The 23,187-nt window shown below is 55.9% G+C and carries 25 protein-coding genes and 1 pseudogene; 11 read left to right on the top strand and 15 right to left on the bottom strand.

Annotation, left to right across the window (positions count from 1 at the left end; genetic code table 11):
* Positions 1–251: 251 nt before the first annotated feature.
* Positions 252–575 (top strand): annotated as a pseudogene (locus tag ACVC5H_RS02905) (winged helix-turn-helix transcriptional regulator); the annotation flags it as partial.
* A gap of 650 nt (positions 576–1,225) precedes the next feature.
* Here the strand turns inward: ACVC5H_RS02905 and ACVC5H_RS02900 are convergent.
* The 3 genes from ACVC5H_RS02900 to ACVC5H_RS02890 form a co-directional block, all read right to left on the bottom strand.
* The gene (locus ACVC5H_RS02900; protein ID WP_489622645.1) at positions 1,226–1,471 is read right to left on the bottom strand and encodes an antitoxin MazE family protein; all 246 of its coding nucleotides are present in this window, start codon (positions 1,469–1,471) and stop codon (positions 1,226–1,228) included.
* 505 nt (positions 1,472–1,976) lie between these two features.
* The gene (locus ACVC5H_RS02895; RefSeq protein WP_489620922.1) at positions 1,977–2,120 is read right to left on the bottom strand and encodes a hypothetical protein; all 144 of its coding nucleotides are present in this window, start codon (positions 2,118–2,120) and stop codon (positions 1,977–1,979) included.
* A 231-nt stretch (positions 2,121–2,351) separates the two neighbouring features.
* On the bottom strand, positions 2,352–2,756 hold the full coding sequence (locus ACVC5H_RS02890) for a DsbA family protein (protein ID WP_489620921.1): 405 nt from the start codon (positions 2,754–2,756) through the stop codon (positions 2,352–2,354).
* 11 nt (positions 2,757–2,767) lie between these two features.
* Between ACVC5H_RS02890 and ACVC5H_RS02885 the strand changes: the two genes are divergently transcribed.
* Positions 2,768–3,873, top strand: a protein-coding gene (locus tag ACVC5H_RS02885; protein WP_489620920.1) for an IS3 family transposase whose coding sequence is annotated in 2 segments (ribosomal slippage) — positions 2,768–3,014 and positions 3,014–3,873 — 1,107 coding nt in all. Because the reading frame shifts where the segments join, the coding sequence is not laid out codon by codon here.
* On the opposite strand, the gene ACVC5H_RS02880 is transcribed toward ACVC5H_RS02885, so the two are convergent.
* The 4 genes from ACVC5H_RS02880 to ACVC5H_RS02865 all read right to left on the bottom strand — a co-directional run bounded on the left by ACVC5H_RS02880 (position 3,841) and on the right by ACVC5H_RS02865 (position 6,515).
* The gene (locus ACVC5H_RS02880) at positions 3,841–4,173 is read right to left on the bottom strand and encodes a DsbA family protein (protein WP_489620919.1); all 333 of its coding nucleotides are present in this window, start codon (positions 4,171–4,173) and stop codon (positions 3,841–3,843) included. The genes ACVC5H_RS02885 and ACVC5H_RS02880 overlap by 33 nt on opposite strands.
* Positions 4,174–4,202: 29 nt before the next feature.
* A complete protein-coding gene (locus ACVC5H_RS02875) occupies positions 4,203–5,114 on the bottom strand; it encodes an oxidoreductase (protein WP_489620918.1) in 912 nt (303 codons plus the stop codon).
* Between the two features lie 125 nt (positions 5,115–5,239).
* The gene (locus ACVC5H_RS02870; protein ID WP_489620917.1) at positions 5,240–5,893 is read right to left on the bottom strand and encodes an NAD(P)-dependent oxidoreductase; all 654 of its coding nucleotides are present in this window, start codon (positions 5,891–5,893) and stop codon (positions 5,240–5,242) included.
* Positions 5,894–5,897: 4 nt separating this feature from the next.
* Positions 5,898–6,515 carry an FMN-dependent NADH-azoreductase gene (locus ACVC5H_RS02865; protein WP_489620916.1) on the bottom strand — a complete coding sequence of 206 codons (618 nt, stop codon included), beginning with the start codon at positions 6,513–6,515 and terminating at the stop codon, positions 5,898–5,900.
* Positions 6,516–6,624: 109 nt separating this feature from the next.
* On the opposite strand from ACVC5H_RS02865, the gene ACVC5H_RS02860 reads away from it, so the two are divergent.
* Entirely contained in the window at positions 6,625–7,059 is a 435-nt protein-coding gene (locus ACVC5H_RS02860; protein ID WP_489620915.1) for a winged helix-turn-helix transcriptional regulator, read from the top strand.
* 133 nt (positions 7,060–7,192) lie between these two features.
* Here ACVC5H_RS02860 and ACVC5H_RS02855 read toward each other — a convergent pair whose 3' ends face one another.
* The 8 genes from ACVC5H_RS02855 to ACVC5H_RS02820 form a co-directional block, all read right to left on the bottom strand.
* On the bottom strand, positions 7,193–8,086 hold the full coding sequence (locus ACVC5H_RS02855) for a Rossmann-like and DUF2520 domain-containing protein (protein WP_489620914.1): 894 nt from the start codon (positions 8,084–8,086) through the stop codon (positions 7,193–7,195).
* 377 nt (positions 8,087–8,463) lie between these two features.
* Entirely contained in the window at positions 8,464–9,198 is a 735-nt protein-coding gene (locus ACVC5H_RS02850; protein WP_489620913.1) for an amino acid ABC transporter ATP-binding protein, read from the bottom strand.
* The gene (gene gltK, locus ACVC5H_RS02845; RefSeq protein ID WP_489620912.1) at positions 9,195–9,878 is read right to left on the bottom strand and encodes a glutamate/aspartate ABC transporter permease GltK; all 684 of its coding nucleotides are present in this window, start codon (positions 9,876–9,878) and stop codon (positions 9,195–9,197) included. The genes ACVC5H_RS02850 and gltK overlap by 4 nt, the downstream gene beginning before the upstream one ends.
* Positions 9,879–9,889: 11 nt before the next feature.
* Entirely contained in the window at positions 9,890–10,615 is a 726-nt protein-coding gene (locus tag ACVC5H_RS02840; RefSeq protein ID WP_489620911.1) for an amino acid ABC transporter permease, read from the bottom strand.
* A 21-nt stretch (positions 10,616–10,636) separates the two neighbouring features.
* On the bottom strand, positions 10,637–11,212 hold the full coding sequence (locus ACVC5H_RS02835; RefSeq protein WP_489620910.1) for a carboxymuconolactone decarboxylase family protein: 576 nt from the start codon (positions 11,210–11,212) through the stop codon (positions 10,637–10,639).
* Positions 11,213–11,250: 38 nt separating this feature from the next.
* Positions 11,251–12,132 (bottom strand): transporter substrate-binding domain-containing protein, encoded by an 882-nt coding sequence (locus ACVC5H_RS02830; RefSeq protein ID WP_489622644.1) that lies wholly within the window; start codon positions 12,130–12,132, stop codon positions 11,251–11,253.
* Between the two features lie 69 nt (positions 12,133–12,201).
* Positions 12,202–13,524, bottom strand: a complete 1,323-nt coding sequence (locus ACVC5H_RS02825) for an aspartate aminotransferase family protein (protein WP_489620909.1) — start codon at positions 13,522–13,524, stop codon at positions 12,202–12,204.
* Between the two features lie 325 nt (positions 13,525–13,849).
* Positions 13,850–14,731, bottom strand: a complete 882-nt coding sequence (locus ACVC5H_RS02820) for a MurR/RpiR family transcriptional regulator (protein ID WP_489620908.1) — start codon at positions 14,729–14,731, stop codon at positions 13,850–13,852.
* Between the two features lie 357 nt (positions 14,732–15,088).
* Here ACVC5H_RS02820 and ACVC5H_RS02815 point away from each other — a divergent pair, with 357 nt between their 5' ends.
* The 8 genes from ACVC5H_RS02815 to ACVC5H_RS02780 all read left to right on the top strand — a co-directional run bounded on the left by ACVC5H_RS02815 (position 15,089) and on the right by ACVC5H_RS02780 (position 23,169).
* Complete coding sequence (locus ACVC5H_RS02815) at positions 15,089–16,081, top strand: LysR family transcriptional regulator (protein ID WP_489620907.1); 993 nt, start codon at positions 15,089–15,091, stop codon at positions 16,079–16,081.
* Positions 16,082–16,512: 431 nt separating this feature from the next.
* Positions 16,513–18,033 (top strand): amino acid ABC transporter permease/ATP-binding protein, encoded by a 1,521-nt coding sequence (locus ACVC5H_RS02810; protein ID WP_489620906.1) that lies wholly within the window; start codon positions 16,513–16,515, stop codon positions 18,031–18,033.
* Between the two features lie 42 nt (positions 18,034–18,075).
* Positions 18,076–18,948: a phytanoyl-CoA dioxygenase family protein gene (locus tag ACVC5H_RS02805; RefSeq protein ID WP_489620905.1), complete on the top strand. Its 873-nt coding sequence runs from the start codon at positions 18,076–18,078 to the stop codon at positions 18,946–18,948.
* Between the two features lie 42 nt (positions 18,949–18,990).
* Entirely contained in the window at positions 18,991–19,821 is an 831-nt protein-coding gene (locus tag ACVC5H_RS02800; protein WP_489620904.1) for an ABC transporter substrate-binding protein, read from the top strand.
* Positions 19,822–19,845: 24 nt separating this feature from the next.
* On the top strand, positions 19,846–20,577 hold the full coding sequence (locus ACVC5H_RS02795) for a class II aldolase and adducin N-terminal domain-containing protein (RefSeq protein WP_489620903.1): 732 nt from the start codon (positions 19,846–19,848) through the stop codon (positions 20,575–20,577).
* Between the two features lie 120 nt (positions 20,578–20,697).
* On the top strand, positions 20,698–22,017 hold the full coding sequence (locus ACVC5H_RS02790) for a flavin-containing monooxygenase (RefSeq protein ID WP_489620902.1): 1,320 nt from the start codon (positions 20,698–20,700) through the stop codon (positions 22,015–22,017).
* Between the two features lie 44 nt (positions 22,018–22,061).
* Entirely contained in the window at positions 22,062–22,478 is a 417-nt protein-coding gene (locus tag ACVC5H_RS02785; protein WP_489620901.1) for a RidA family protein, read from the top strand.
* 13 nt (positions 22,479–22,491) lie between these two features.
* Positions 22,492–23,169, top strand: coding sequence for a DUF1028 domain-containing protein (locus ACVC5H_RS02780; RefSeq protein ID WP_489620900.1), 678 nt, complete (start codon positions 22,492–22,494; stop codon positions 23,167–23,169).
* The last annotated feature ends 18 nt before the right edge of the window (positions 23,170–23,187 follow it).

Below are 23,187 nucleotides of genomic sequence, written 5' to 3'. Positions count from 1 at the left end.
GCGAGAGTAGGTCAATAACGGCAAGCATACCAGCTGGCACCCGACCCACTCGAATTTCAAGAGAGGCCGTTTTCTGGAGTAGGAGGCGGCAGGATTTTTCGAGGCGTTGTGGAAAGCTAGCCTTGCCGAGTATGACCAGATGGAGTGTTGAATTGCACTGAAAACTGACCCACTTTTCCAGGAAATTTGCATCCTAAGTTGACTCATGTTTAGACCACAATCCTGCTCATGACAACGAGGGGGAGATCGGAGTGATAGACGTGGCCCTACTTGGAATTATTCGCCGCTGGTACATCCGCGACCGCATCTCGATCAGGGAAATCTCCCGCCGGCTGGACATCTCTCGAAACACGGTTCGTCGTTATATCCGATCCGGAGCGATCGAGCCTTCCTACCCATCCAGGCAATCATCCAGTGCCCTAGATGAATTCGCGCCTAGACTTTCAGCCTGGCTCAGCGCTGAGGCGGTCAAATCGCGCAAGCAGAGGCGAACCCTGAAACAGATGTTTCTAGACTTAAGGGAGCTGGGATATGAAGGGTCGTATGACCGTGTGGCAGCCTTCGGGAGGCAATGGAAGGTGGGTCACAAATGGAGAGGGTCAATTCCGCGAGCAAATCAGCAGAGGCTATTGCCCTACCTTGTGTTCGCCTCGCTTGCCTGCGCATTTGCGGCTAAAAATGAAAATCCTGTTCTTAGCCAGCTTAAAAACAGTAGGTGCTCAATTTAGCTAACTTGAAAGACCAACGCTAATTCGCTCAGTTCATTCCACGTCGCTTCTGACAATGTCTAGCTAGACAAAAGCCGCCGTAAAATGAAAACGGCCCACGTTTAGTGGGCCGCTTCAGAAGCATTTGTCTTGTGGGGGAGGCTCTCGCCCGCTTGTCCTCAAGCTCACGGCATAAGTGTAGCGCTAATAGCGGGTATTTGCTGAAAAATATCACCAAATTTTGGTAACTTTGCCACACCGGACTTGACTTACGAAAACACTTACTTTGCCGAAGGTGATACTGCCGAATGCCGGTCAACACCTTTTCGCATCTCACAGTCATTTCCATTTGCCAAGCTCTCTATGTGCTATTTTCAGCACTCCATTGCATCGTGATACGAAGTGGAGGCGTAACCAGATACTGTGGTTGATAGCCAACGGCTTGACGTTAGCGTACCTGCAGAGCAAGTTCGTCCGAATCATCAAAGCACGAATTGGGTTAGGAGAGTCGCCCAGTATCACTCCGTCCAGCCTTCTATATCTGCCAGCGTTTCGTCCATGAACCGTCGCGTGGCTCTATCTGCGCTATCGGCTTGAGCTACAAGAATGCATTGGCGACGGCACTCCTCCATAAAGCCCGGGCGTCGCGTATCAGGTACCCAGATTTGCACCGGGCGAAGTCCCGCCCTGCGCAGTGCGTCGCGGTGCTTCTGAACGCGTAAATTGCTATGTGCCACTTTCACCCCCTTACAATTGTATTTCATCAATACTGTGCGTCGTAGTTGGGAAACCGACGATGCTTGGGAAATGAACAACTAACCTTCAAGTTCGGAAAAATATGAACGCTTAAAGAAGTATTGTCTACCACTATATACCGATGGACCAGTCACCGGCTGAACGCCCACTCTCCGGAGAAGCGCCTTCGGTTTTTTTGTTCGTCGCGTCCAGGATGCGACTAACTTTATTTTCTGCACTCCTCTTTGAATTAGCTATATCGCTATAGCCCGACCAACTTTGACAGAAAATTTGATATCTTTAAAATCAAATACTTAGCATCGGCGTTTCCGACCAACTTTATTTACTGTAGTCACTCGTGACGACAACAAATAAAGTTGGTCGGAAATTGACTTAGCCCCAAAAATACAAAGCCACCTAATACGGGTGGCTTTTATTTTGAGAAGAGTCTTTGTTTGTCGAACGTGCTGCAGTAATGACCCATCCAAACCTGCTCACCTCCAGCAGCTAAAGCAAACGCCTCAGCTGGTGTCTTCATCCCCAGCGCGTGATGCGGCCGGCGGTGGTGATAGAAGCTGTGATCCAGTCGCCAATAATGCGACTGGCGTGCTGCAATGTTTCGAAGCGATGCCGATGGGCACACCGCTCCTTCAGCGTTCGGATGGCGCGTTCAACCATGCCATGCTGCCATGAGCCGCCCTTATCTTATCGAATCATCACTCGGGCGAATTCCCATTAAGGGACTAGGGCCTGTTCACATTAAATCTGCGAGTGCGAGAGGTCGCCAAGCGTTGTCTGCCTAGGCGCAGCGACGCGCCGTAGTGGTGCTACGGCAAGGAGCTGCAACAACGGCAGGCGACGCTTGGCGGCCTCTCCCGGAGGGTTGCCCCTAGAAGACGAAGACGCGCCTCAAGGAGAAATTTCGCCCAAAGTCGCCTGTATTGCCGAAGCAATCTCGTCTTCGCTGCGTCCGCCATTGATGGAAATGCTTTCCCCAAAGATGAAGTGAGGAACCGAACGGACATCAGCGGCGGCCGACTTGGCGGCTTCTTGCTCGACGCGGCGAATCTGTTCGGGATCAAGTGCAATGGCACGCATCTGATCGCGGCCGAAACCGTAGTTGGCCGCGATTTCGGCCAATACATCAGCATTGGAGATGTTTTTCGCTTCGACGAAGTAAGCGTCGCTGATGGCAACGGCAAGCCGATGCTGGTTACTGGTACCTGCTGCTGCCTGGATAACGGCATGGGCAGCTTGAGTCGCATTGACCTGCTCCCCGAGATTAGTACGGCAATGATGTAGAGTCTGCCCCATACGGAGGCAGCATGAAGAAACGATTTACCGAAGAGCAAATTATCGGCGTACTCAAGGAAGCCGAAGCCGGTATGAAAGTAGCCGAGGTTTGCCGGAAGCATGGCATCAGCGACGCGACGTACTACAACTGGAAATCCAAGTTCGGCGGGATGACGGTATCCGAAGCCCAACGGCTCAAGGCTCTGGAGGCCGAGAATGCCAAGCTCAAGAAGCTGCTGGCAGAAAGCCTGCTGGACAACGCTGCGCTAAAGGATGTTCTCGGCCGAAAGTGGTAAGCCCGCAGGATAGGCGAAGCGCCGTGACGCACATCATGCATGTTCACGGTCTAGGCGTAACCCGTGCCTGCGGGCTAATAGGAATTTCTCGTTCCTTGTATCACTACGAATCCCGTCGTCCTGACGATGAGGAGTTGCGTCAACGTCTTTGCGAACTGGCGGCCATAAAACGCCGATATGGCTATCGGCGTCTGCATGTATTGATGCAGCGGGAAGGATGGCAGGTCAATCGAAAGAAGCTGCTTCGGGTGTATCGGCAGGCAGGCCTGAGCGTCAGGCGCCGCAAGAGGAAGCGGATTGCGGGCGTGGAGCGGCAATTGAAGGTTCGGACGACGATGTCCAATCAGAGCTGGTCGATGGACTTTGTATCGGATGGATTGGCTGATGGTCGCCGATTGCGCTGCCTGAACATCGTGGACGACTTCACCAAGGAATGTCTGGCTATCGAGGTTGATACGTCGCTGCCAGGCACACGGGTCGTATCGGTGCTGTCGCGACTATCAGAGCTTCGAGGATTGCCGCAATCGATTACCATCGACAACGGCCCCGAGTTCGCCGGTAAGGTGCTCGATGCCTGGGCCTATGCACACGGATTAAAGCTGAACTTCATTGAACCTGGCAAGCCGCAGCAGAATGCCTACATCGAGAGTTTCAACGGCAAGTTTCGGGATGAATGCCTGAATGAACATTGGTTTGTTTCGATGCGGCATGCTCGGGAAGTCATTGCCGCCTGGCGACGAGAATACAATTTTGAGAGGCCGCATAGTTCCCTTGGGTACCTGACGCCGCAACAGTTTGCAGAGACTTTTTTAACCGCAGACTCCAAGTCGTTCTCGTACTAAATTGGGGAGCAGGTCAGCATAGGCCCAAAGCTGTCGACCAAGATCCAGGTGGAATCCTGAAGCGTGGGCTTCTCCTTCAGGCCGGGCGAAGGCGATTTTTGGATCGGTTATCCCGTAACGAGACTGCAGCAAATCAGGAATGTAGATGCCGCCCGCCGGCGCATCAGGAAGAAGCAGTACTGGATGGTGCCGAATATCAACGACCAAGCTGGGAAAATACTCCGCCAGCACTTTATCAAGACGATGATGCCCGACGAAGCACCACGGGCATGTAATGTCAGTGTATAGGTCTATCTGCATGGTAATGTTCTCGTGATTCGATCTGTACGCTATGAATTGGACGGTAGTGCGGGATCGATTCCGGTCAGTTGAACCGATATATCCCATAGTCTTTTGGCGAGTTCCGGGTTCTGCGCATCCGGGGACGGGGTGCATTCACCAGAGGGCCCTCGCAATTCGGATGTTTTCGTCGGGCCGTAATAACCGCCTGGCTTTATTTGGCCGGTCGCTGCCTGCAATGCCCCGCAGGCGCCCTGAGCTGGCGTGTTGAAGAACAGGCCGATCAATGCCATGGCGACGTTTCCCCACCAGTTATCGCGCGCAAGGTTGGTACCAGCAAGACCGGGATGGCAAGCCACTGCCGTAATAGGCGCACCCGCCGCTCGCAGTCGCCGATCCAACTCACAGATAAAAAGCAGATTCGCGAGTTTGCTGGCTGCATAACGAGGCATCCACTTGTAACTTTTCTCTGCATTGAGATCGTCCCAATCGATCTTCGCGCCCTTGTGCAGACCGCTGCCAGTGACGACGACGCGCGCCCCGGATGTTTCCATGAGCTTGGGCAACATGAGTGAGGTGAACGCAAAGCTACCAAGATGATTGACACCGAATGTCAGTTCGAAGCCTTGTGCCGTGTGCTTCAGCTTCGGCCCCTGCACACCCGCATTGTTGATCAGCGCATCAATGCGCGCCTCCCTTTGGGCCAGTTTGGCGGCAGTCTGCACGCTCGCCAGGTCTGCCAGGTCAAGCGACAAGAATGCCAGATTCGCTTCAGGAGTCTTACGGCGAATCCGGCTAATAGCGGCCTGCGCTTTGGTCTCGTCACGGCACGCGAGAAGCACCCTGGCTCGGCGCGCCGCCAACGTGTTGGCTATTTCAAATCCTATGCCGGTGTTGGCGCCGGTGATGATAAAGGTTTTCCCCGATTGATCGGGTACATCAGCATGGGTGAATCCACTCATGACCTGAACTCCAAGATAGCTTTCTTGATAATCACGAAAAGAGCTCCCCAGACAATGTTTCTGCCATTGACGTAGGTGACATCAATGGGAGTGCTCCTCCCGAACCTTGTCGAGACGTTCCGGCTTCAGTGGTTAGCGATACCCGGCGCAGCACGCAGAAATTTCTTATCGGTCACCTGATCCACCAAGAACTTGGCAAGATTGCCTCTTGAAAGCTTCGTGTTGAGGTGGGTCTTTCCATACCACCCCACATCCACGTTGCCACCGGCAGGACCCTCTTTGAGGTTAGGGATGCGCACCAATGTCCAATCCAAGTCAGAATTGGCGATCAATTCGCCGGTCGCTTTGATGTCCTCATATCCCTTTCGCGCGATAACTTTGAACAACAGCGCGAATGCTTGGGTTTTGAAGGCAAAGCCATCCTTGGGATCGCTGTAAGCAGCCGTGGAAATTTGGATAAGACGGCGCACGCCTGCTTGCTTCATCGCGGCGATGATGTTGACCACACCCTGCATGACCGGCTTATCTCCTTGCACCTTGAGGCTATTGGGACCAAGGGCGCTAATGACCGCATCAGCACCTTGGATGCACTTCGCAATGGCATCTTGATCTTGCAGGTTGCCGACGACGATATCGACCCTTCCCGCAAAGGAGGCGAGCTTCTTGGCGTCTCGCGTATAGACTGACAACTTGTAGCCCTGCTTCAGGGCCTCCTCAATGATGTGCCTTCCGGTTGGTCCGGTCGCCCCGAACAGCGCGATGTTTTTGCTCACGGCCATGAGATCACGCAGCCTTCGCCAACAAGGCCATGACGGTCGTTTCGGCGCTGGCGACTGCAGCCTTCACTGCATCAGGACCAAAAACCGTACCTTCGATGCACACAATTTCGACGTCGGTAAGGCCGATGAAACCGAGCAGATGCAGCACATAACTGGTCTGAAAGTCGAACGGTGCCCAGGCACCTTCCGAGAATATGCCGCCCGCCGCGGTAACCAGATAGACCTTCTTGCCGGTCAGCAGTCCTTTCGGTCCGGTGTCGCCATAGCTGAAAGTGACGCCCGGCCAAGTGACGTGATCGAACCACGCCTTGAGCTGCGAGGATGGACCGAAGTTGATCATCCCTGAACCGAGCACGATCACATCGGCGGTCTTCAACTCCTCAACGAAGGTTTGGGCGACCTTCACTGCCTCAGCCTGTTCCCCCGTACGATCTTCGGGAGAAATGATCCGACCCTGGATGTAAGCTGATGTGATGTGTGGAGGCGGACTGACGGTAAGGTCGCGTACGGTAAGCACGCCGCCCGAGCGAGCTTGGAGGCCTTCAGCGATTTCGGCTGCAAAACGGGTGGAAAGACTTTCCAGCCCACGTGGACTGGAAGTGACAAGCAGGATGTGGCTCATGACGGCTCCAAGGTATCAAATGAGAACTAAGCAACCAAAGTAGGTTGACTTACCATTTCATACGAACGATGGTATAGTTCCTGCCGTTTCCCCACAAGAAGGCACACTCATGTCACTTGGTCACATCGAGCTACCTGCCGCTATGCCCGCTCCCGATGCTGGTGGTTGTCTGGCAACCCGTGAAATCCTGAATCGCATCGGCGATAAGTGGAGCCTTTATATTGTCGCCATGTTGGCCAATGGTTCGCTGCGCTTTAACGAATTGAAGCGAGGCATCGACGGAATTTCGCAACGGATGCTGACCTTGACCTTGCGTGGGCTGGAGCGCGACGGGCTGATAACACGAACGATGTATCCAACGATTCCTCCGCGAGTTGATTATGAGCTCACAGAACTGGGAACAACTTTGTTAGAGCCAGTGATGGCGCTAGTGAATTGGGCAAACAATAACCAGCTCGCCATTTCTGAAGCGCATAAGCGCTTCGACGAAAAATCAGAACCTGATGAAGTCTTGGTTCAAGGCGTTGTCTATCAGCGAAGATAACCCGGTTCTCTTGCTGGCCTCGAAGCTTGAGCAATACTCGCTTTGCCAGAAACTCGGCGTGTTGGGGGAGCGTGTCTCTCAGCTCTCAGCCAGAGAGCCAGGGCGCCCAGCTTCATAGCCTTAGCTCCAAGCCCTACAAGACAGCACTACGCGTTCGTCCGAGAAGCTCCTCGATTTGCCGTGCCTGTAACAGGTTTATCGTGCCGCGTTCCAGCGCCAAAGGAACGTTGCGCAATGCCAGTTCACGATACAAGCCCGCAGCTGCTGAATCCGTTTGCTCCAGCGAAACCAAATGCTTCTGGATCGTTCCGATATCCCCCCGCGCGACACAACCTCCCATTCCATTTGCCAGTCCTGCATGTTGCACGGCTGCCATGGTCCCTCGAAGAAGCGGCATCAGTGCCTCCATCGCTTGACGCTCTGACGCACCGAAGTGCGCCCACAGCTTCGCGCCCTCTTTCAGCAGCGCAATCAGGAAGGGGCCAACGTAATAGGCCGATGCATGATAGAGCGGACGGATACCGGCTGGGAGAGACATCGGTACACATCCGATACTGCGTGCCAATGTCTCCAATTTTTCGAGCAGAGCGTCTTCTGCCTCGATTCCGACAGTGCAGCCTGGCAGGCCTGAGAGAGCGACATCCGGATCGGCAAACATCTGCAAAGGATGAAATCCTCCAATGAAAGCGCCGACGTCTTTTGCCGACGCAAGCACCGAGACTTCAGTGGCTCCCGAGCAGTGCACTACAGCACTTCCAGGTTCCCACGACACCTCTGCACAGATCTTGCCGATCACGTCGTCGCTCACGGTCAAAAAGACCATTGATGATTGATCCGCGACTTCCTGAGGCGAGCCCACTATTTCCGAACCAGGGCAGCGTAGTTGGAATTGGGCAAGATTGGTATCGCTTCGGCTGCAAACCGCGACCACGGCATGTCCGGCCTGAGAAAACGCTGCCGCGAGAGTCTGGGCGACTCGGCCAGCCCCTACGAAGCCGATCCGAGAAAACGGATTATTTGTGTCCATGACCTATCCCCGGTAAGGTGCCTCACGCTTGGGTTTCACGGGCGGCCTGACGCTTTCGACAGCGCTGAGAAGGCCCTCCATGTCATTTAGGCCACGACAAGTCGGCCGATGTATTTCGACGGGATTTTACACCTTGTTGCATATCGCAACTATATAAGGAAACAAATCGTTCAGCAACGACCTCTTCAGGTGCGCCATGAATCCAAAGTTGAGCCGTCTTTTGCCCCCATCCTGCTCATCACGGCAAGCGAGAGAACAGAACGATAGACGTGAAGATACCTGGAGTCATTCAACGCCAGCGCAACCGGCTGGTATCGATGATCCATTTGAAACGTAGCAGTCTGGCGCGTCCGGCGACGATGCGCTGTACGGAGGTATCAGTGCGAAAGAATTTTTGAGAGGAATTGCCTGCTACGCACCGAGTGATCGCCTCGGCCAGCAAAGAAATCATCCTTGCGGCGGTCTTCGACGATGCTTCCCTGATCCATGAAGATCACCCGATGGGCAACCTTGCGGGCGAATCCCATTTCATGGGTAACGCAGACCATGGTCATGCCTTCCTGCGCAAGCTCCACCATTACGTCCAGGACCTCATTGACCATTTCAGGATCGAGTGCCGAGGTGGGCTCGTCGAACAACATGCAGATCGGATCCATGGCCAGTGCGCGGGCAATCGCGACACGCTGCTGCTGCCCTCCGGACAACTGGCCGGGATATTTTCCGGCATGTGCTTTCAGGCCGACGCGCTCGAGATATCCCATGCCGTGCTGATGGGCCTCGTCCTTCTTTCGGCCTAGTACCTTTATCTGCGCCAATGCCAGGTTATCGGCGATGGTCAGGTGGGGAAACAGTTCGAAATGCTGAAACACCATGCCAACCCGCGAGCGCAGCCTGGGCAGGTTGGTGCTTCGGTCGTTGACCTTGATGCCGTCGACCGTAATGCTGCCTTCCTGGATCGGCTCCAGCGCATTGATGGTCTTGATCAGCGTCGACTTGCCGGAACCCGAAGGTCCGCAGACCACCACCACTTCTCCTTTGGCAATGGTGGCGCTGCAACCGGAGAGCACCTTGAAGTCGCCGTAGTACTTCGATACATCCTGCAGCGTGATCATGTCGCGACTTTCTTCCTGTAACGCTTGACCATGAGCGACATGGAAAAGCAGATGATGAAATACACCGCACCAGCAACAAACAACATTTCGATGATGCGGCCATTGCGCTCGCCGATGCTGTAGGCGCGTCCGAAGAAATCGGCCAGTGCGCTGACATAGACCAGCGACGTATCCTGGAACAGGACGATACCTTGCGTGAGCAGAAGCGGCACCATGTTGCGGAAGGCCTGGGGCAGAACCACCATGCCCATGGCTTGCGGATACGTCAGGCCCAGTGCATAGGCGGCCGCCATCTGTCCGCGCGACACGCTATTGATGCCTGCGCGGATGATCTCGGCGTAATACGCCGCTTCAAACAAGGCGAACGCCACCAGCGCCGAAGTCATGCGCAGGTCGTTGGCCGGTGACAGACCGAACAGCTTTTGCAGCAACTGGGGCACGATCAGGAAAAACCACAACAACACCATCACCAGCGGGATCGAGCGGAACAGGTTCACATACCCGGCAGCAAACCATTGCAAGGGACCACGCCTGGACAAACGCATCATGGCCAGCAGCGTACCCCAGACCATGCCGAACACAATCGCAACCAGGGTGATCTTGAGCGACACCAGCAAGCCATCGCCGAGTACCTTGAGCGCCGCCGGGGTCACCGCGCTGAAATCGAATTCGTATGCCATACCCCTCTCCTTCACTTGCCAGCCATGCCGGGCAGGCTGGTCCTGCGTTCCAGTATCCGCATGACGGACATGACACAGATATTGATCAGCATGTAGGCCAGCGTGACCGCGATGAATGCTTCATAGGGCTGGGCGGTATAGTCAACCAGTTGACGGCCTTGCGCGGCAAGCTCCAGCAGACCGATGGTGGATGCCACGGCCGAGTTCTTGAAAATATTGAGGAATTCTGACGTCAACGGTGGCAGCACGATGCGCATGGCCATCGGCAGCAGCACGAAACGATAGGTTTGCCCCAATGTCAGACCGAGCGCCAGACCGGCCCCCTTCTGGCCGCGCGGCAAGGATTCGATGCCCGACCGCACCTGTTCGCAAACCCGGGCCGCCGTGAACATGCCCAGACATAGCATCGCCATGAGGAACTGTTGCGTCATCGGCGGTAGCGCTTTGACTGCATCGCCCCAGGGCAGCAATTCCGGCATGGCGAAATACCAGATGAAGATCTGCACCAGCAGCGGCACATTGCGGAACAGTTCCACATAGCACGCCGCAAAAAGGGACAAGGAGCGATTGGGCAAGGTCCGCAGGATGCCGAGGAAGGTCCCCAGCGCCAGCGCCAGAATCCAGGCAGACAGGCCAAGTGCGACCGTGACGCCCAAGCCCGACAGGAGCCAGTCGAGATAGGTCTGCCCGGCGCCGGGCACCTGGAGGAATACTGACCATTGCCATTGGTATGCCATCACTGCTTCCTTCTCCGGCGCTCAGAGCACAGTTTCGGCGAAGGGCAAATCCCCCTCGCCTTGTCCTTCGGCACGCATGCCGAAGGTGTTCAAGGTCATTGCCACCAAGGCGTAATAGCCCAGCAATCCCACCAGATTGACGACGACCGGCAGGCCGAACATGGCAACGGCTGCCGCGTAGGTGTGCTCGGAAACACGCTTGTCGCGGTATAACTCATTGGCGAAACTCCAGATCACCCGCTCGTCCTCCTCCCGGAAATCCGGCGTAGCCCCCTGACGAATCTGTTCCGCGATCTCGGGTGCGAGACCGGCTTCCACGGCGATTGGCAGGTGAATGTGCCATTCCGCCTGCGATTGCCATGCGGATGCCGTCGCCAGGATCGCCAGTTCCGACAATCGCAGCGGCAGGCCCGTCTCGTAGCGGCAGAAAGCCCCAAGCCGCTGCGCCAACTCGCCCAGCGCCGGACTGTGAATCCAGGCCACGAAAGGGCCGTTCAGATTTTTGCGCGGCCCCGCGAGAATGGCATCGAGCATGGCGGCCTGCTCGGGCGTCATCTGCTCACGGACAATGGCGGGCAGGCGGTTGGGCTTGGGCATACGTGTCTCCTCAGGAATGGGTGCGGCAATTATCTGCCTCAATCCATCGGCTTGTCGCTCGGTGTCGCATACAACTTCGTGACGGTGTCCGACATCGGGAAGTTGAAGCTGACGTTCTTGGGTGGAATCGGGAAGGTGAACCACTTGGCGTACATCTTCTTGATCTCGCCGCTCTTCATCAGGCCGGACAGTGTGTCGTCCACCAGTTGCTTGAATTGCGGATCATCACGGCGAACCATGAACGCATAGGGCTCTGCACCGAAAGGATTGCCGGTCAACACCCAGTCATTGGGCTTTTGCGCCGTGGTACGGGCACCTGCCAGCAGAACGTCGTCCATCACATAGGCTGCCACGCGGCCCGATTGCAGGATCAGGAAAGCTTCACCGTAATCCTTGGCGCTCTGGATCTGCATGCCCATCTTGCGGTGCTCATTGAGATTGCGCAGCAGTTGCTCGGACGTTGTGCCGGCATTGGTCACCACCGCCTTCCCGGCCAGGTCGGGGAAGTCCTTGATGCCACTGTCGCGCTTGGTCAAAATGCGGCTGCTGGCGACGAAGAAGTTGGTTGCGAATGACACTTGCTGCCAGCGGCTCTTCAGATTGCTGGTCACGCCGCATTCGAGATCGATGGTGCCGTTCTGCAGCAAGGGCGTACGATTCTGCGAGGTGACCGGCACCATGCGTACCTCCAGTTTGGCCGCGCCGATCTTGGTTTTCACCGCATCGATCACCTTGTTGCAGAGGTCTTGCGAATAGCCGATTACCTGCTGGTTCTCGTCGTAATAAGAAAACGGAATGGAACTGGTACGGTGGCCGATGGCGATCAGGTTGGCATCCTTGATCTTTTGCAGCGTCGGGCCCAACGCGGAATCGGCAGCACGGGTTTGCTGCGGCAGTACGGCCAACATCACGGACAGCATGGCGGCCGGTGCGGCCAGATTGACTAGGCATTTCATCGCTTACCTCTCCTTGAAAAATGCGTTCTAAGTTCAGGCGACCGATGCCGCAACGGCCTCGGCCAGACGTTGCACAATCTCGCTGATATCGTTTGGCGTCGCGATGAACGGCGGCGCCAGCAGGATGTGGTCACCATGCTGGCCATCGATGGTGCCGCCCATCGGATACACCAGCAGACCGCGCTGCATGGCTTCGGTCTTGACGCGCGCATGGGTGCGCAAAGCCGGGGCCAGCGGCAGCTTGCTGCTGCGCTCGGCCACCAGCTCCACACCGACGAACAGGCCGCGGCCACGGACATCGCCCACATGCGCCTGGTCGCCGAACACCTGGCGCAATTCGCTGCGTAACTGTTCTCCGCGCTGGCGCACGTTTTCCAGCAGGTGTTCTTCCTGAATCGTTTTCTGTACGGCGACGGCTGCGGCGCATGCCGTTGCGTGACCGATGTAGGTGTGGCCATGCTGGAAGAATCCCGAACCTTGCAGCACGGCATCGTAGATGCGGTCGCTGCAGATCATGGCGCCTATCGGCTGGTAGCCGGCACCGAGCCCTTTTGCAATCACGACGATATCGGGTTCGACGCCATCCTCTTCGCAAGCGAAGAGATAGCCGGTGCGGCCCATGCCGGACATGACCTCATCCAGGATCAGCAACACGCCATATTTGTCGCAGACCTCACGTATCTTGCGGAAGTAGTCGCCCACCGGCGGCACCGCGCCGGCCGTTGCACCGACTACCGTCTCGGCCACGAAGGCGATCACCTGGTCGGCGCCGAGAGAGAGAATCTTCTGTTCCAGTTCATCGGCCAGACGTTGCACATAGGCCGCATCGCTTTCACCGTCGGCGCGGTCGCGATAGGCGTAGCAAGGGGAGACATGATGCGCGTCGATCAGCAGCGGCATGAACATTTCGCGACGCCATGCGTTACCGCCAATGGCCAGCGCACCCAGCGTATTGCCGTGATAGCTCTGCCGGCGCGCGATGATATGGCGCCGTTGCGGCTGGCCGGTCTCGACGTAGTACTGGCGCGCCAGCTTCAACGCCGCCTCGACAGCTTCGGAGCCACCTGACAGGAAGTAGACATGATTGAGCGAGCCTGGCGCAGTATCGGCCAGCATCGTCGCCAACTCTTCTGCCGGCGCAGTCGTAAAGAATGATGTATGGGCATAGGCCAGTTCGCCCACCTGCTTGCGAATGGCCTCGATGACACGTGGATGGCCATGTCCAAGACATGACACCGCTGCTCCCCCGGAGGCATCGATATAGCGCTTGCCGTCCTGGTCGATCAGCGCCATGCCTTCACCCGCAACGGCCATGGGAAGTTTGCTGCGGGGATTGCGGTGGAAAACATGGGTCATGGTATCTGTCCTTTTATCCTCTGAACGTGCAACGAGGGCTCATGACCTGGAAATTCGATCATGCAACGTTCGTTGCCAAATCAATGTGATACGCAATATAAATGAACAGGATCGCCAACGCAACATATGTTGCACATATATTTATTTGCGAATATTTTTGTGCATACTCAGCGTGTTTTGGTGCGCAAAATCGTCGCAAAGCACACCAATGGCACAGTTGTCAGGATACCGCCACGCAACATCGCCTCAGAGGCGGGAAAGGAGGGAAAGGAAGAAATGCAGAGGCGCAGGCGCAGGAAGCGCCTGGCAAAACAGGGAAGAAGATTTAGCGGGCGATATAAGCGCCGGTGCTGTGCAAGTCACTTTCGGCGAGCTCAAGGCGCCTGACGGCATGCTCATCGTCAATGGAAATCACCAGTTCTATCAGGCTTTCCGCAATGGCCGTGGCAGCAGCCATGGAGGGGAAAAAGGAAGGGCTTTCGTGGGAAAACAACAGGCAATGGTCGGCCTTGAGCGCGATCGGCGCGACCGCGCTGTCGGTCAAGGCGATGAGCTTGGCACCGGCGTGTTTGGCGGCTTCGGCAACGCGCACCGCCTCAGTGGAATAGGGTGCAAAACTGACCACTATCACCGCATCGTGTGCCGCGATGGCGCGCAGCTCCTGCTCGATCGAGCCTTCGCTGGCGCGCACCAGCGATACCGATGTCCGGAACAGGCGATACAGGTAATGCAACAGGAAGGAAATGGAAAACGCGGCGCGAAAGCCAGCAATGTGGACGTGATGCGCCTTCAATAGCGCCCGCGCGGCGCCCAGCATGCGGTCGGCGCTCTTGGGCTCCGAGGCATCGAGGTTGGCGCGCTGCGCGGTAAACAGTTCTGCCACCAGCTTGTCGCTATTGCTGCGACGGACAATGCTTTTGGCTTTGAATGCATAAGCCTTGGGCTCCCCGGCCAGCCGCTCCACAAAGAGCGCACGCAACTCCGCCCAACCGGCAAATCCCAGATGCTGCGCGAGACGTACAAATGTGGACGGTTGCACCTGCGCTTTTTGTGACAAGGCACGCATGGTGGACACGGCCACTTCGCCGGGGTTGTCCAGCAGGAAGGCGGCGCCTGCCTGAAACTGCGGCCGCATGTCGATGAAACGTTCTCGGATCAAGGCTTCCAGTTCACTGAAACTGTGCGGAGGTTGTGCGGCTTGGCTCATGGATGTCGGCTGGTACATTCGAAACAGGTCGATGGTAACAAAGATCGCCCCTGCTCGTGCAACATCTGTTGCATTGACCTACGCTCAGTCAGCCTCTCGGATCACATCCTTTCCAACCAAAAGCATCGCGCTATCTCCCATCGCATAAAGCGACTTCTGCGCAGGCTCAATGAGCCACCTGGGATACCAAATCGCACCAGCGTGGTGTGCCGTAGTTCTGCCTTATATCAAGCATGGCTCTCCTGCCGCACCACACTGGTGAGCGCCGCTGTTGAACGTATAGCCCAGCCACCCACCGGGTACAGTCCTTGCTTTGGAAAAAACTATGCAATGCCGTTTGCTGAAAGGGCTGCTCCTATGAGTCAACTAAACTCGCGCTTCACGCTGAAACAAATTAAATATTTCGTCGCCGTGGTGGAGGAGGACAGTATTGTAGAAGCGGCCAGGAAACTCCATATTTCGCAGCCCTCCATTTCAGTCGCCATCAAGTCTCTGGAAGAGATCCTCGACCAGCCCCTGTTCATACGACACCATGCGCAGGGCGTGTCCCTTACTCCAAACGGCCGCAGGGTTTACGAAAAGGCGAAGCAACTACTGCAGCTTTCCAATGATCTGGAACAGAATTCAACGACTGAATGGAATCTGGTCTCGGGAACCATCGCGCTGGGTTGCTTTGAGTCGGCAGCTCCACTCTACTTGCCGAAACTGATTTCGGGATTCAAGAAAATCTATCCTCAAATCACCATACAGCTTCAGGATGGCGAGCAGCATGAACTGATGCAAGGGCTGCACCGTGGAAGATTTGATCTGGTGTTCCTCTACGATCTGGAATTGGGCAATTCGATCAACAAGGAAGCGTTGAATGCGCCACACAAGCCTTACGCATTGCTTCCTGCCGGGCATCGGCTGGCCAAGCAGGCGACAGTTACCCTGGAAGAATTGAGTCATGAGCCAATGATTCTTTTGGACGTGGTACCAAGTCGCAACTACTTCGTCGATATTTTCAAGAATCGTGGTTTCTATCCGACCGTGGCATATAGCTCGCCGTCGATCGAAATGGTGCGCTGTATGGTAGGCCAGGGCCTCGGCTTTTCCCTGCTGGTGACACGACCCTATACGGAAAACACCTACGATGGCCAGCGCCTGGTGCAACTCGACATCGAAGATGACATGCCCACATCGACGCTGGTGATGGCCTATCTCAAGAATAGCCAGCCTTCACCAACGACCCGGCTCTTCATGGACTATTGTCACAGCGTGGATCTGACGCCCCCTGCCAACCTTCCTGAAGAGACCAATGTCCCTCCGGTTCAGCAGGATCGACGGGAGGCGGATTTCTTCGTCGCCTGATCACCCAATCCTGCCTTCACTTCCCTCCTCCCGTCTTCCTTGGATTTTCCCTGATTGAGTCACGACCATCGTCCAGTGAGCACCCACTGGCGGCGGATCTCCAGCAACTCACGGCGATGATTTCAGCGCCGGATTCCGTCCTCATCAACGCCCTCTCCAACGCGTCTTGTCGCCATTCATCCGTGGCACCAATAGCGGGAATGGCGCACTAAATTGGCATCCCTGCCAACCAAAATGACGCATCTTCATCCGCAAAAATTCCACATCGCCGTGCACGCTCATCTGTATAGGGTGAGCCTAAGCAGCGCATAACTATTTGTTAATTGACGCACATCAAAGCATGGAAAGATACTGGCCACCAATCGAGATCCACTAGCGTCTTGGTCATTTTTTCCTTTGATTGTCGTGGTCACTAGTCCTGAAAAAACAATATGAAATTTGACTGGAATTACATGTTCAGCCTGTTGCGCCAGCAGGACTTCTGGTTCGCGACAGTGACGGTGATCAAGCTGAGTATTGGCGCCTGGCTCATCAGCGTCGTCATCGGCTTCATGCTGGCATTGGCCAAGCAATCTTCGCATCGTTTCCTCAGCGTACCGGCGCGCTTTTATATCTGGTTATTTCGCAGCCTGCCGCTGCTCGTATTGCTGATCTTTATCTATAACCTGCCCCAGGCGATACCATCGAGTGGCGCCGTTCTCAACGATCCATTCTGGGCCGGACTGATTGGTCTGGTGTTGAGCGAGACTGCCTATATCGCAGAAATTCACCGTGGTGGCCTGCTATCGATTCCGAAGGGGCAATATGAGGCGGCAGTCGCACTCGGCCTGCGGTTCTTTGGTATCCAGTGCCGTATTGTCGTGCCGCAGGCCATCCGTGTTGCGCTGCCTTCCCTGACCAATGAATTCATTGCCATCGTCAAGCTGAGTTCGCTCGTTTCAGTGATTTCCCTGACTGAAATTCTGATGGTGGGGCAACGGCTGTATTCGCAGAATTTCCTGGTCATGGAAACCATGACTGCGGTGGCCATTTACTACGTGATGATCGTCACGGTATTCGACTTCCTCCTGAAACAAGTCGAGCACCTGCTTGACGTCACCAAACGCAAGATCGCTCGCACACCCGATGCGGCATTGTTCGAACTGGCCAGGAACAAGGTCGTGCAGGGGCTAAGGCAGCAGAGCGATTTGCAAGGCCCTGCCCTGGAAGCTTCCCGACTGCATAAGGCCTACAACAATGTTGAAGTGCTGGGAGCCGTTGACCTGTCGATTGCGCCAGGGCAGGTGGTCTCGGTGATCGGGCCATCTGGGTCAGGGAAGACAACCCTCATCCGCCTGTTGATCGGATTGGAAAAGCTGGATAACGGCGATATCAAGATCAACGGCCAACCATTCATTCATCTCCTCCGGCAAGGAATTCACAAGCCACGGCTGGTGGAGAACACTGTGCATCGCCGGCATATTGGCATGGTCTTCCAGAGCTTCAATCTGTTCCCCCATCTGACGGTACTGAACAACCTTTTGCTGGCACCCCGCTATCACGGTATTGCGCCGACCGAGGAACTAAAGGAACAGGCCTACGCGCTGCTCTTGAAGGTCGGCATGCTGGAACACGCCTTCAAGTATCCGCATCAATTATCGGGAGGCCAGCAACAGCGTGTGGCCATTGCCCGGGCATTGATGATGCGCCCGCAGATCATGTTGTTCGATGAGCCGACCTCGGCACTGGACCCGGAAAAAGTGAACGAGGTCCTGCAGGTCATCGAGGCCCTCTCCAAAGAAGGCATCACGATGGTGATCGTGACGCATGAAATGAATTTTGCCTTCAAGGTCTCTGATCGCATCGTCTTCATGGAAAAAGGCCGTGTGGTGTGTGATGACACGCCGGACGTCTTCAGGAAAGGAAGCAATGCACGGGTCGAGGCTTTCCTCAAAGACGTTTCTTTAGCTTAGACAGGTATAGGCGTCAGCCTGTAATTTATTAGGGAGTCTGGAATGATTGAGCAGTCACAGATCGATCAATATCATCAGCAAGGTTTCCTGGTGGTCGAGGGCGTGTTGTCCGACACCGAAGTCGCATCGCTGAGCGACGATTTCGAGCGATGGGTAGAGGAAAGCCGGACGAAAACACAGCCATGGGGAAAGACGCAGGACGGGCGTTCCCGCTTCGATATCGAAGACGATCACCGGGCAGATCATCCTTCTCTGCGACGCGTCAGTTCACCCACGGAGATTTCAGCTGCCTATAAAAAAATCGCTTTCGAATCGCGCATGGCGGCCATCGCAGCACAGTTGATCGGTGGCTCGGGTACCCGCTTCCACCATAGCAAAGTCAATTCCAAACTACCGCATACCAAGACGGTGGTGGACTGGCATCAGGATTTTCCATTCACGCCGCACAGCAACGATGATCTGGTCACGGCGTTGTTGATGGTGAGCGATGTCACGCCGGATAACGGCCCCCTGCTGGTGGTGCCCGGCAGCCACAAAGGACCGCTCTGGTCCCACTGGAAAAACAACCAGTTCACCGGCTTTGTCGACGATACCGTCGTGGAAGCTTATTGCCAGGCACCCGTTGCCTGTTATGCCCCGTCGGGATCGGTGTGCTTCATGCATACCCGCCTGCTGCATGCCTCCAAGCCGAACAACACCGAACAGGCACGCACCCTGTTCATCAGCGTCTACGCTGCAGAAGATGCGCTGCCATTTTGTGAAAACCCGCTCCCTAGCGAACATGCGGGCCTGCTCGTTGCGGGCAGCGAAAGTGGAATCGTGCGCTGTACCGAAAACCAGTTGCGTTTGCCCGAGAAACCCCGTGGTGCATCGTTCTTTGTGCAACAACAAGCCGCCAAGCACGCCATGGCCTGACTATCACCCGCTTCAACCCATCTCACCAAGGATATAACCATCATGACTCAGCGTTCTGTTTTCAAGGCCATCTTCCGTACAGTGGGCGTAGCAGCGATTGCATTGACTTCGTTGAATGCCGCCGCTTTTCAACAACCCGGGAAGATCACGGTGGGATCCGACGTTACCTTCTTCCCTTATGAATATATGGAAAACAACAAGCCCGCCGGATTCGACATCGAACTCGTCGATGGGCTTGCAAAAGTGATGGGACGCAAAGTTGAAACGATTGATACCCGCTTCCCGAACCTGATCACCGGTTTGCAAGGCAACCGCTTCGACATCATCAATTCCTCGATGTACATCACCGCCGAACGTGTCAAGGTGATCGACATGATCCCTTACCTGAAAAGCGGTGAATCGATCCTGGCGCTCAAGGGCAGCGATTACCAGCCCAAGAAGCCCGAGGATTTCTGTGGCCACAAGGTAGGCTCCATGGGGGCAACTTCATGGCTGCAGCAATTGCGCAAACTGTCAGCTGACTATTGCGTCAAGAACGGGAAGAAGCCCATTGAGATCAGCGAATTCCAAACCGATCCCCAAACCACCCAGGCGCTGCTATCGCACGCCGTCGAGGCGCAAATTACCGACGCTGCCGTGGCACGTGGCGCAGTGGAGAAGTTGGGTGACCGCATCGTCATCTCCTCGGACACGCTGATTTATCCGGTGCTCAACGGCTTCGGCGTGAAAAAAGGCAATGACGAAGTGAAGAAGGCCCTGGTTGACGCCTTGAACAAGTTCAAGACATCGCCTGAATACGCCGCCTTGCTGAAGAAATACAAGTTCGAAGCACCCACTGAAAAAGACCTGGAAGAACTGATGCCCAAACCTTGAATGAATTGAGCGAGGCGAAACACCATGTCGTTAAACCATGAAGAGCAGGTGCGTATCGATCTGGCTGCCACCTTTCGCATCATCGCGCATCTCGGGATGCATGAGGCGGTCGCCAACCACTTCAGTGCGGCACTGTCTGCGGATGGCAAGCAATTTTTGCTGAATCCCAAATGGATGCATTTTTCACGTATCCGTGCGAGCGATCTGCTGTTGCTGGATGCAGACGACCCATCTTGTGGAGAGCGCACGGATGTCGATGCAACGGCCTGGGCAATTCACGGGCAGATTCACCAGAAGCTGCCTCAGGCGCGGGCGGTGCTGCATCTTCATCCGGTCTATACGACCAGTGTGGCCACGCTGAAAAATCCGTACATCCCTCCTGTTGACCAGAATACGGCTCGCTATTTCAACCGCGTCGCCGTTGATGAGATGTATGGAGGGATGGCCGATACGGCCGAAGAAGGCGCCCGATTGGCCGGACTACTCCAGGATAAGACTCGTCTGTTGATGGGTAACCATGGCGTGATGGTGGTGGGCAAGACCATTGGTGAAGCGTTCGACGATATATGGACGCTCGAACGCGCCTGTCAGATCCTGGTAACGGCGTGGTCAACGGGGCAGCCGCTGAAGATTCTGTCCGATACGGTCGCAGAAAAAACAGCCCGGAGCTGGGAAAAAATACCGGATTTTTCTCAGCAGCATTTTGAAGAAATGAAATATTTGATGATGAAAGACGATCCCTCGCTAGCTGATTGAGCTGGTCGTCCTGCCGATGTGAAAGCTTGTTTTCTGACTGGCGCAGCACATGGCAACTGGATTGAAGTTGGGCTCAATGATGCCGCGATGGAGTGAAAAATTCTGTCCGAAAGATTAGCAATGACCAAGATAAAGCATGAAATTGACACGCTCGTTGTCGGGGCTGGCCAGGCCGGTGTGGCCATGAGTGAGCATCTGGGCCGGCTTGGCGTGGCCCATGTGGTGCTTGAAAAGAACCGTATCGCTGAAGCATGGCGCACCGGCAGATGGGACTCTCTGGTCGCCAATGGTCCCGCATGGCACGACCGTTTCCCGGGCCTTGAATTTGATCTTCCACCTGACGCCTTCGCCAGCAAGGATCAGGTCGTGAATTACTTCGAAAAGTATGCCGAGAAAATATCGGCACCCATTCATACCGGAGTCGAAGTGCAGCGCGTCATCCGCAATGCCGGCGGTCCCGGTTTCACGGTCGAGACGTCGGAAGGTACTTACCTGGCCAAGCGCGTGGTCATTGCGACCGGCCCTTTCCAAAAGCCGGTGGTCCCGGCGATTGCTCCTGCAGATCCGGCGCTGTACCAGATTCACTCGGCACAGTATTTCAATCCGGCGCAATTACCCGAAGGCAATGTGTTGGTGGTGGGTGCCGGTTCCTCCGGAGTGCAGATTGCCGAAGAGCTGCATGCTGCAGGCCGCGACGTGTATCTGTCAGTCGGTCCGCATGAGCGCCCTCCCCGCTCCTATCGCAACCGCGATTTCTGCTGGTGGTTAGGGGTGCTGGGCATGTGGGACTCCGAAGCCATGCAACCCGGTCGGGAGCATGTCACCATCACCGTGAGTGGCGCACGTGGAGGCCACACTATCGATTTCAGGCAACTCGCGCAGGGTGGCATTACCCTGGTGGGACATACGGCATCCTTTGAACACGGCAAGGTGAGCTTCCATCCTGATTTGGTGGATAACCTGAACCGTGGTGACGACAGCTATTTCTCCCTGTTGGATGCGGCCGATGCCTATGTGGAGCGCAATGGGCTGGACCTGCCCCTCGATCCTCAGGCCAGGCAGCGTGTGGGAGATGCGGCATGCATCACGGAACCCTTGCTTGAACTCGATTTGCAGAAGGCCGGGGTAACTTCAATCATCTGGGCTACCGGCTATGCGACGGATTACCGTTGGCTGGAGGTCGACACCCTGCATCCCAACGGCAAGCCCCGTCACCAGCGAGGTGTGGGTGCAGAGCCCGGCATTTATTTTATCGGTCTGCCGTGGTTGTCCCGCCGGGGCTCGGCCTTTATCTGGGGCGTGTGGCATGACGCCAAACATGTGGCTGACCACATTGCCATACAGCGTCAGTATGAGCAGCATCACGCCCTCAAATCTTCGTCACGAGAAGACGCCACTGCGCAAGAATTCAGCGCTGCAAGCCATCAGGCAGTCGCCTGATTCGATATTTTCATCAGCCCATTGATAGACAGCACTTAGCCAACATGACCACTCCTACACATACCCGTATTCGCATGTTCAATACGCGCGAAACCTATCCCAACCAGAACCTGGATAACGATCTTTGCCAGGCAGTTCGTGCCGGCAACACCGTTTATGTCAGAGGCCAGGTCGGGACCGACTTTGACGGCAATCTGGTGGGACTCGGGGACCCACGTGCTCAAGCAGAGCAAGCCATGAAAAACGTCAAGCAACTGCTTGAAGAGGCGGGGAGCGATCTGTCGCATATCGTAAAGACGACGACCTACCTGACCGATGCCCGCTACCGTGAACCCGTCTACCAGGAGGTGGGCAAGTGGCTCAAGGGTGTATTCCCGATCTCGACGGGCCTGGTGGTGGTCGCCCTCGGCCAGCCGCAATGGCTGATGGAGATCGATGTCATCGCGGTCATTCCCAACTAAACGGAGCATCTTCATGACGCTTTCCATTGCTGGTCGCTGCACCGATACCGGACAGTTGGGTATCGCCATCAGTTCTTCCAGTATTGCCGTGGGTGCGCGCTGTCCTTGGATACGCAGCGGTGTCGGCGCGGTCTCGTCGCAAAACATCACGTTGCCCGCGTTGGGACCCTTGACGCTCGATCAGCTGGAGCAGGGCTGCCTTCCGGAGGAGGCGTTGAAGCAAGCGCTCGCTACCGATGCATACGGCCCGTTCCGGCAACTGATCGCCATCGATCATCAGGGCCGCACGGCCCACTTCAGCGGTAGCCGCACGCTCGGTGTGCATGCGGCCATCGCCGGTGAGCAGTGTGTAGCGGCAGGTAACATGTTGGCGAGTCCGTCGGTGATCGAGGCAATGATAGAAGCTTTCGAGTCAGCGCCCGGCCATCTTGCGGATCGCCTGATTGCAGCAATGCAGGCAGGCCTTGATGCTGGCGGAGAGGCAGGTCCGCTGCACTCATCGGCCTTGATCGTGGCAGACGATCTGGTCTGGCCCATCGTCAACTTGCGCGTGGACTGGGCAGACGAAGATCCGATCGGAAAGCTGGGAGCACTTTGGCAAGCCTATCAACCGCAGATGAATGACTACATCGACCGCGCCCTGGATCCGGCCAATGCGCCTGGTTATGGAGTGCCTGGAGACAATCGGTAAATGCGCTGGCCGTTGGAT

This window comes from Herbaspirillum sp. Her3 (assembly GCF_057961275.1).
The sequence above is the reverse complement of the archived record's forward strand: the minus strand, read 5'-3'. Positions and strand labels throughout refer to the sequence as shown.

Coding starts and splice junctions, on each gene's coding strand:
- ACVC5H_RS02900 (WP_489622645.1), bottom strand. CDS start 1,471: ATGAAATACAATTGTAAGGGGGTGAAAGTGGCACATAGCAATTTACGC.
- ACVC5H_RS02895 (WP_489620922.1), bottom strand. CDS start 2,120: ATGGTTGAACGCGCCATCCGAACGCTGAAGGAGCGGTGTGCCCATCGG.
- ACVC5H_RS02890 (WP_489620921.1), bottom strand. CDS start 2,756: ATGGGGCAGACTCTACATCATTGCCGTACTAATCTCGGGGAGCAGGTC.
- ACVC5H_RS02880 (WP_489620919.1), bottom strand. CDS start 4,173: ATGCAGATAGACCTATACACTGACATTACATGCCCGTGGTGCTTCGTC.
- ACVC5H_RS02875 (WP_489620918.1), bottom strand. CDS start 5,114: ATGAGTGGATTCACCCATGCTGATGTACCCGATCAATCGGGGAAAACC.
- ACVC5H_RS02870 (WP_489620917.1), bottom strand. CDS start 5,893: ATGGCCGTGAGCAAAAACATCGCGCTGTTCGGGGCGACCGGACCAACC.
- ACVC5H_RS02865 (WP_489620916.1), bottom strand. CDS start 6,515: ATGAGCCACATCCTGCTTGTCACTTCCAGTCCACGTGGGCTGGAAAGT.
- ACVC5H_RS02860 (WP_489620915.1), top strand. CDS start 6,625: ATGTCACTTGGTCACATCGAGCTACCTGCCGCTATGCCCGCTCCCGAT.
- ACVC5H_RS02855 (WP_489620914.1), bottom strand. CDS start 8,086: ATGGACACAAATAATCCGTTTTCTCGGATCGGCTTCGTAGGGGCTGGC.
- ACVC5H_RS02850 (WP_489620913.1), bottom strand. CDS start 9,198: ATGATCACGCTGCAGGATGTATCGAAGTACTACGGCGACTTCAAGGTG.
- gltK (WP_489620912.1), bottom strand. CDS start 9,878: ATGGCATACGAATTCGATTTCAGCGCGGTGACCCCGGCGGCGCTCAAG.
- ACVC5H_RS02840 (WP_489620911.1), bottom strand. CDS start 10,615: ATGGCATACCAATGGCAATGGTCAGTATTCCTCCAGGTGCCCGGCGCC.
- ACVC5H_RS02835 (WP_489620910.1), bottom strand. CDS start 11,212: ATGCCCAAGCCCAACCGCCTGCCCGCCATTGTCCGTGAGCAGATGACG.
- ACVC5H_RS02830 (WP_489622644.1), bottom strand. CDS start 12,132: ATGCTGTCCGTGATGTTGGCCGTACTGCCGCAGCAAACCCGTGCTGCC.
- ACVC5H_RS02825 (WP_489620909.1), bottom strand. CDS start 13,524: ATGACCCATGTTTTCCACCGCAATCCCCGCAGCAAACTTCCCATGGCC.
- ACVC5H_RS02820 (WP_489620908.1), bottom strand. CDS start 14,731: ATGAGCCAAGCCGCACAACCTCCGCACAGTTTCAGTGAACTGGAAGCC.
- ACVC5H_RS02815 (WP_489620907.1), top strand. CDS start 15,089: ATGAGTCAACTAAACTCGCGCTTCACGCTGAAACAAATTAAATATTTC.
- ACVC5H_RS02810 (WP_489620906.1), top strand. CDS start 16,513: ATGAAATTTGACTGGAATTACATGTTCAGCCTGTTGCGCCAGCAGGAC.
- ACVC5H_RS02805 (WP_489620905.1), top strand. CDS start 18,076: ATGATTGAGCAGTCACAGATCGATCAATATCATCAGCAAGGTTTCCTG.
- ACVC5H_RS02800 (WP_489620904.1), top strand. CDS start 18,991: ATGACTCAGCGTTCTGTTTTCAAGGCCATCTTCCGTACAGTGGGCGTA.
- ACVC5H_RS02795 (WP_489620903.1), top strand. CDS start 19,846: ATGTCGTTAAACCATGAAGAGCAGGTGCGTATCGATCTGGCTGCCACC.
- ACVC5H_RS02790 (WP_489620902.1), top strand. CDS start 20,698: ATGACCAAGATAAAGCATGAAATTGACACGCTCGTTGTCGGGGCTGGC.
- ACVC5H_RS02785 (WP_489620901.1), top strand. CDS start 22,062: ATGACCACTCCTACACATACCCGTATTCGCATGTTCAATACGCGCGAA.
- ACVC5H_RS02780 (WP_489620900.1), top strand. CDS start 22,492: ATGACGCTTTCCATTGCTGGTCGCTGCACCGATACCGGACAGTTGGGT.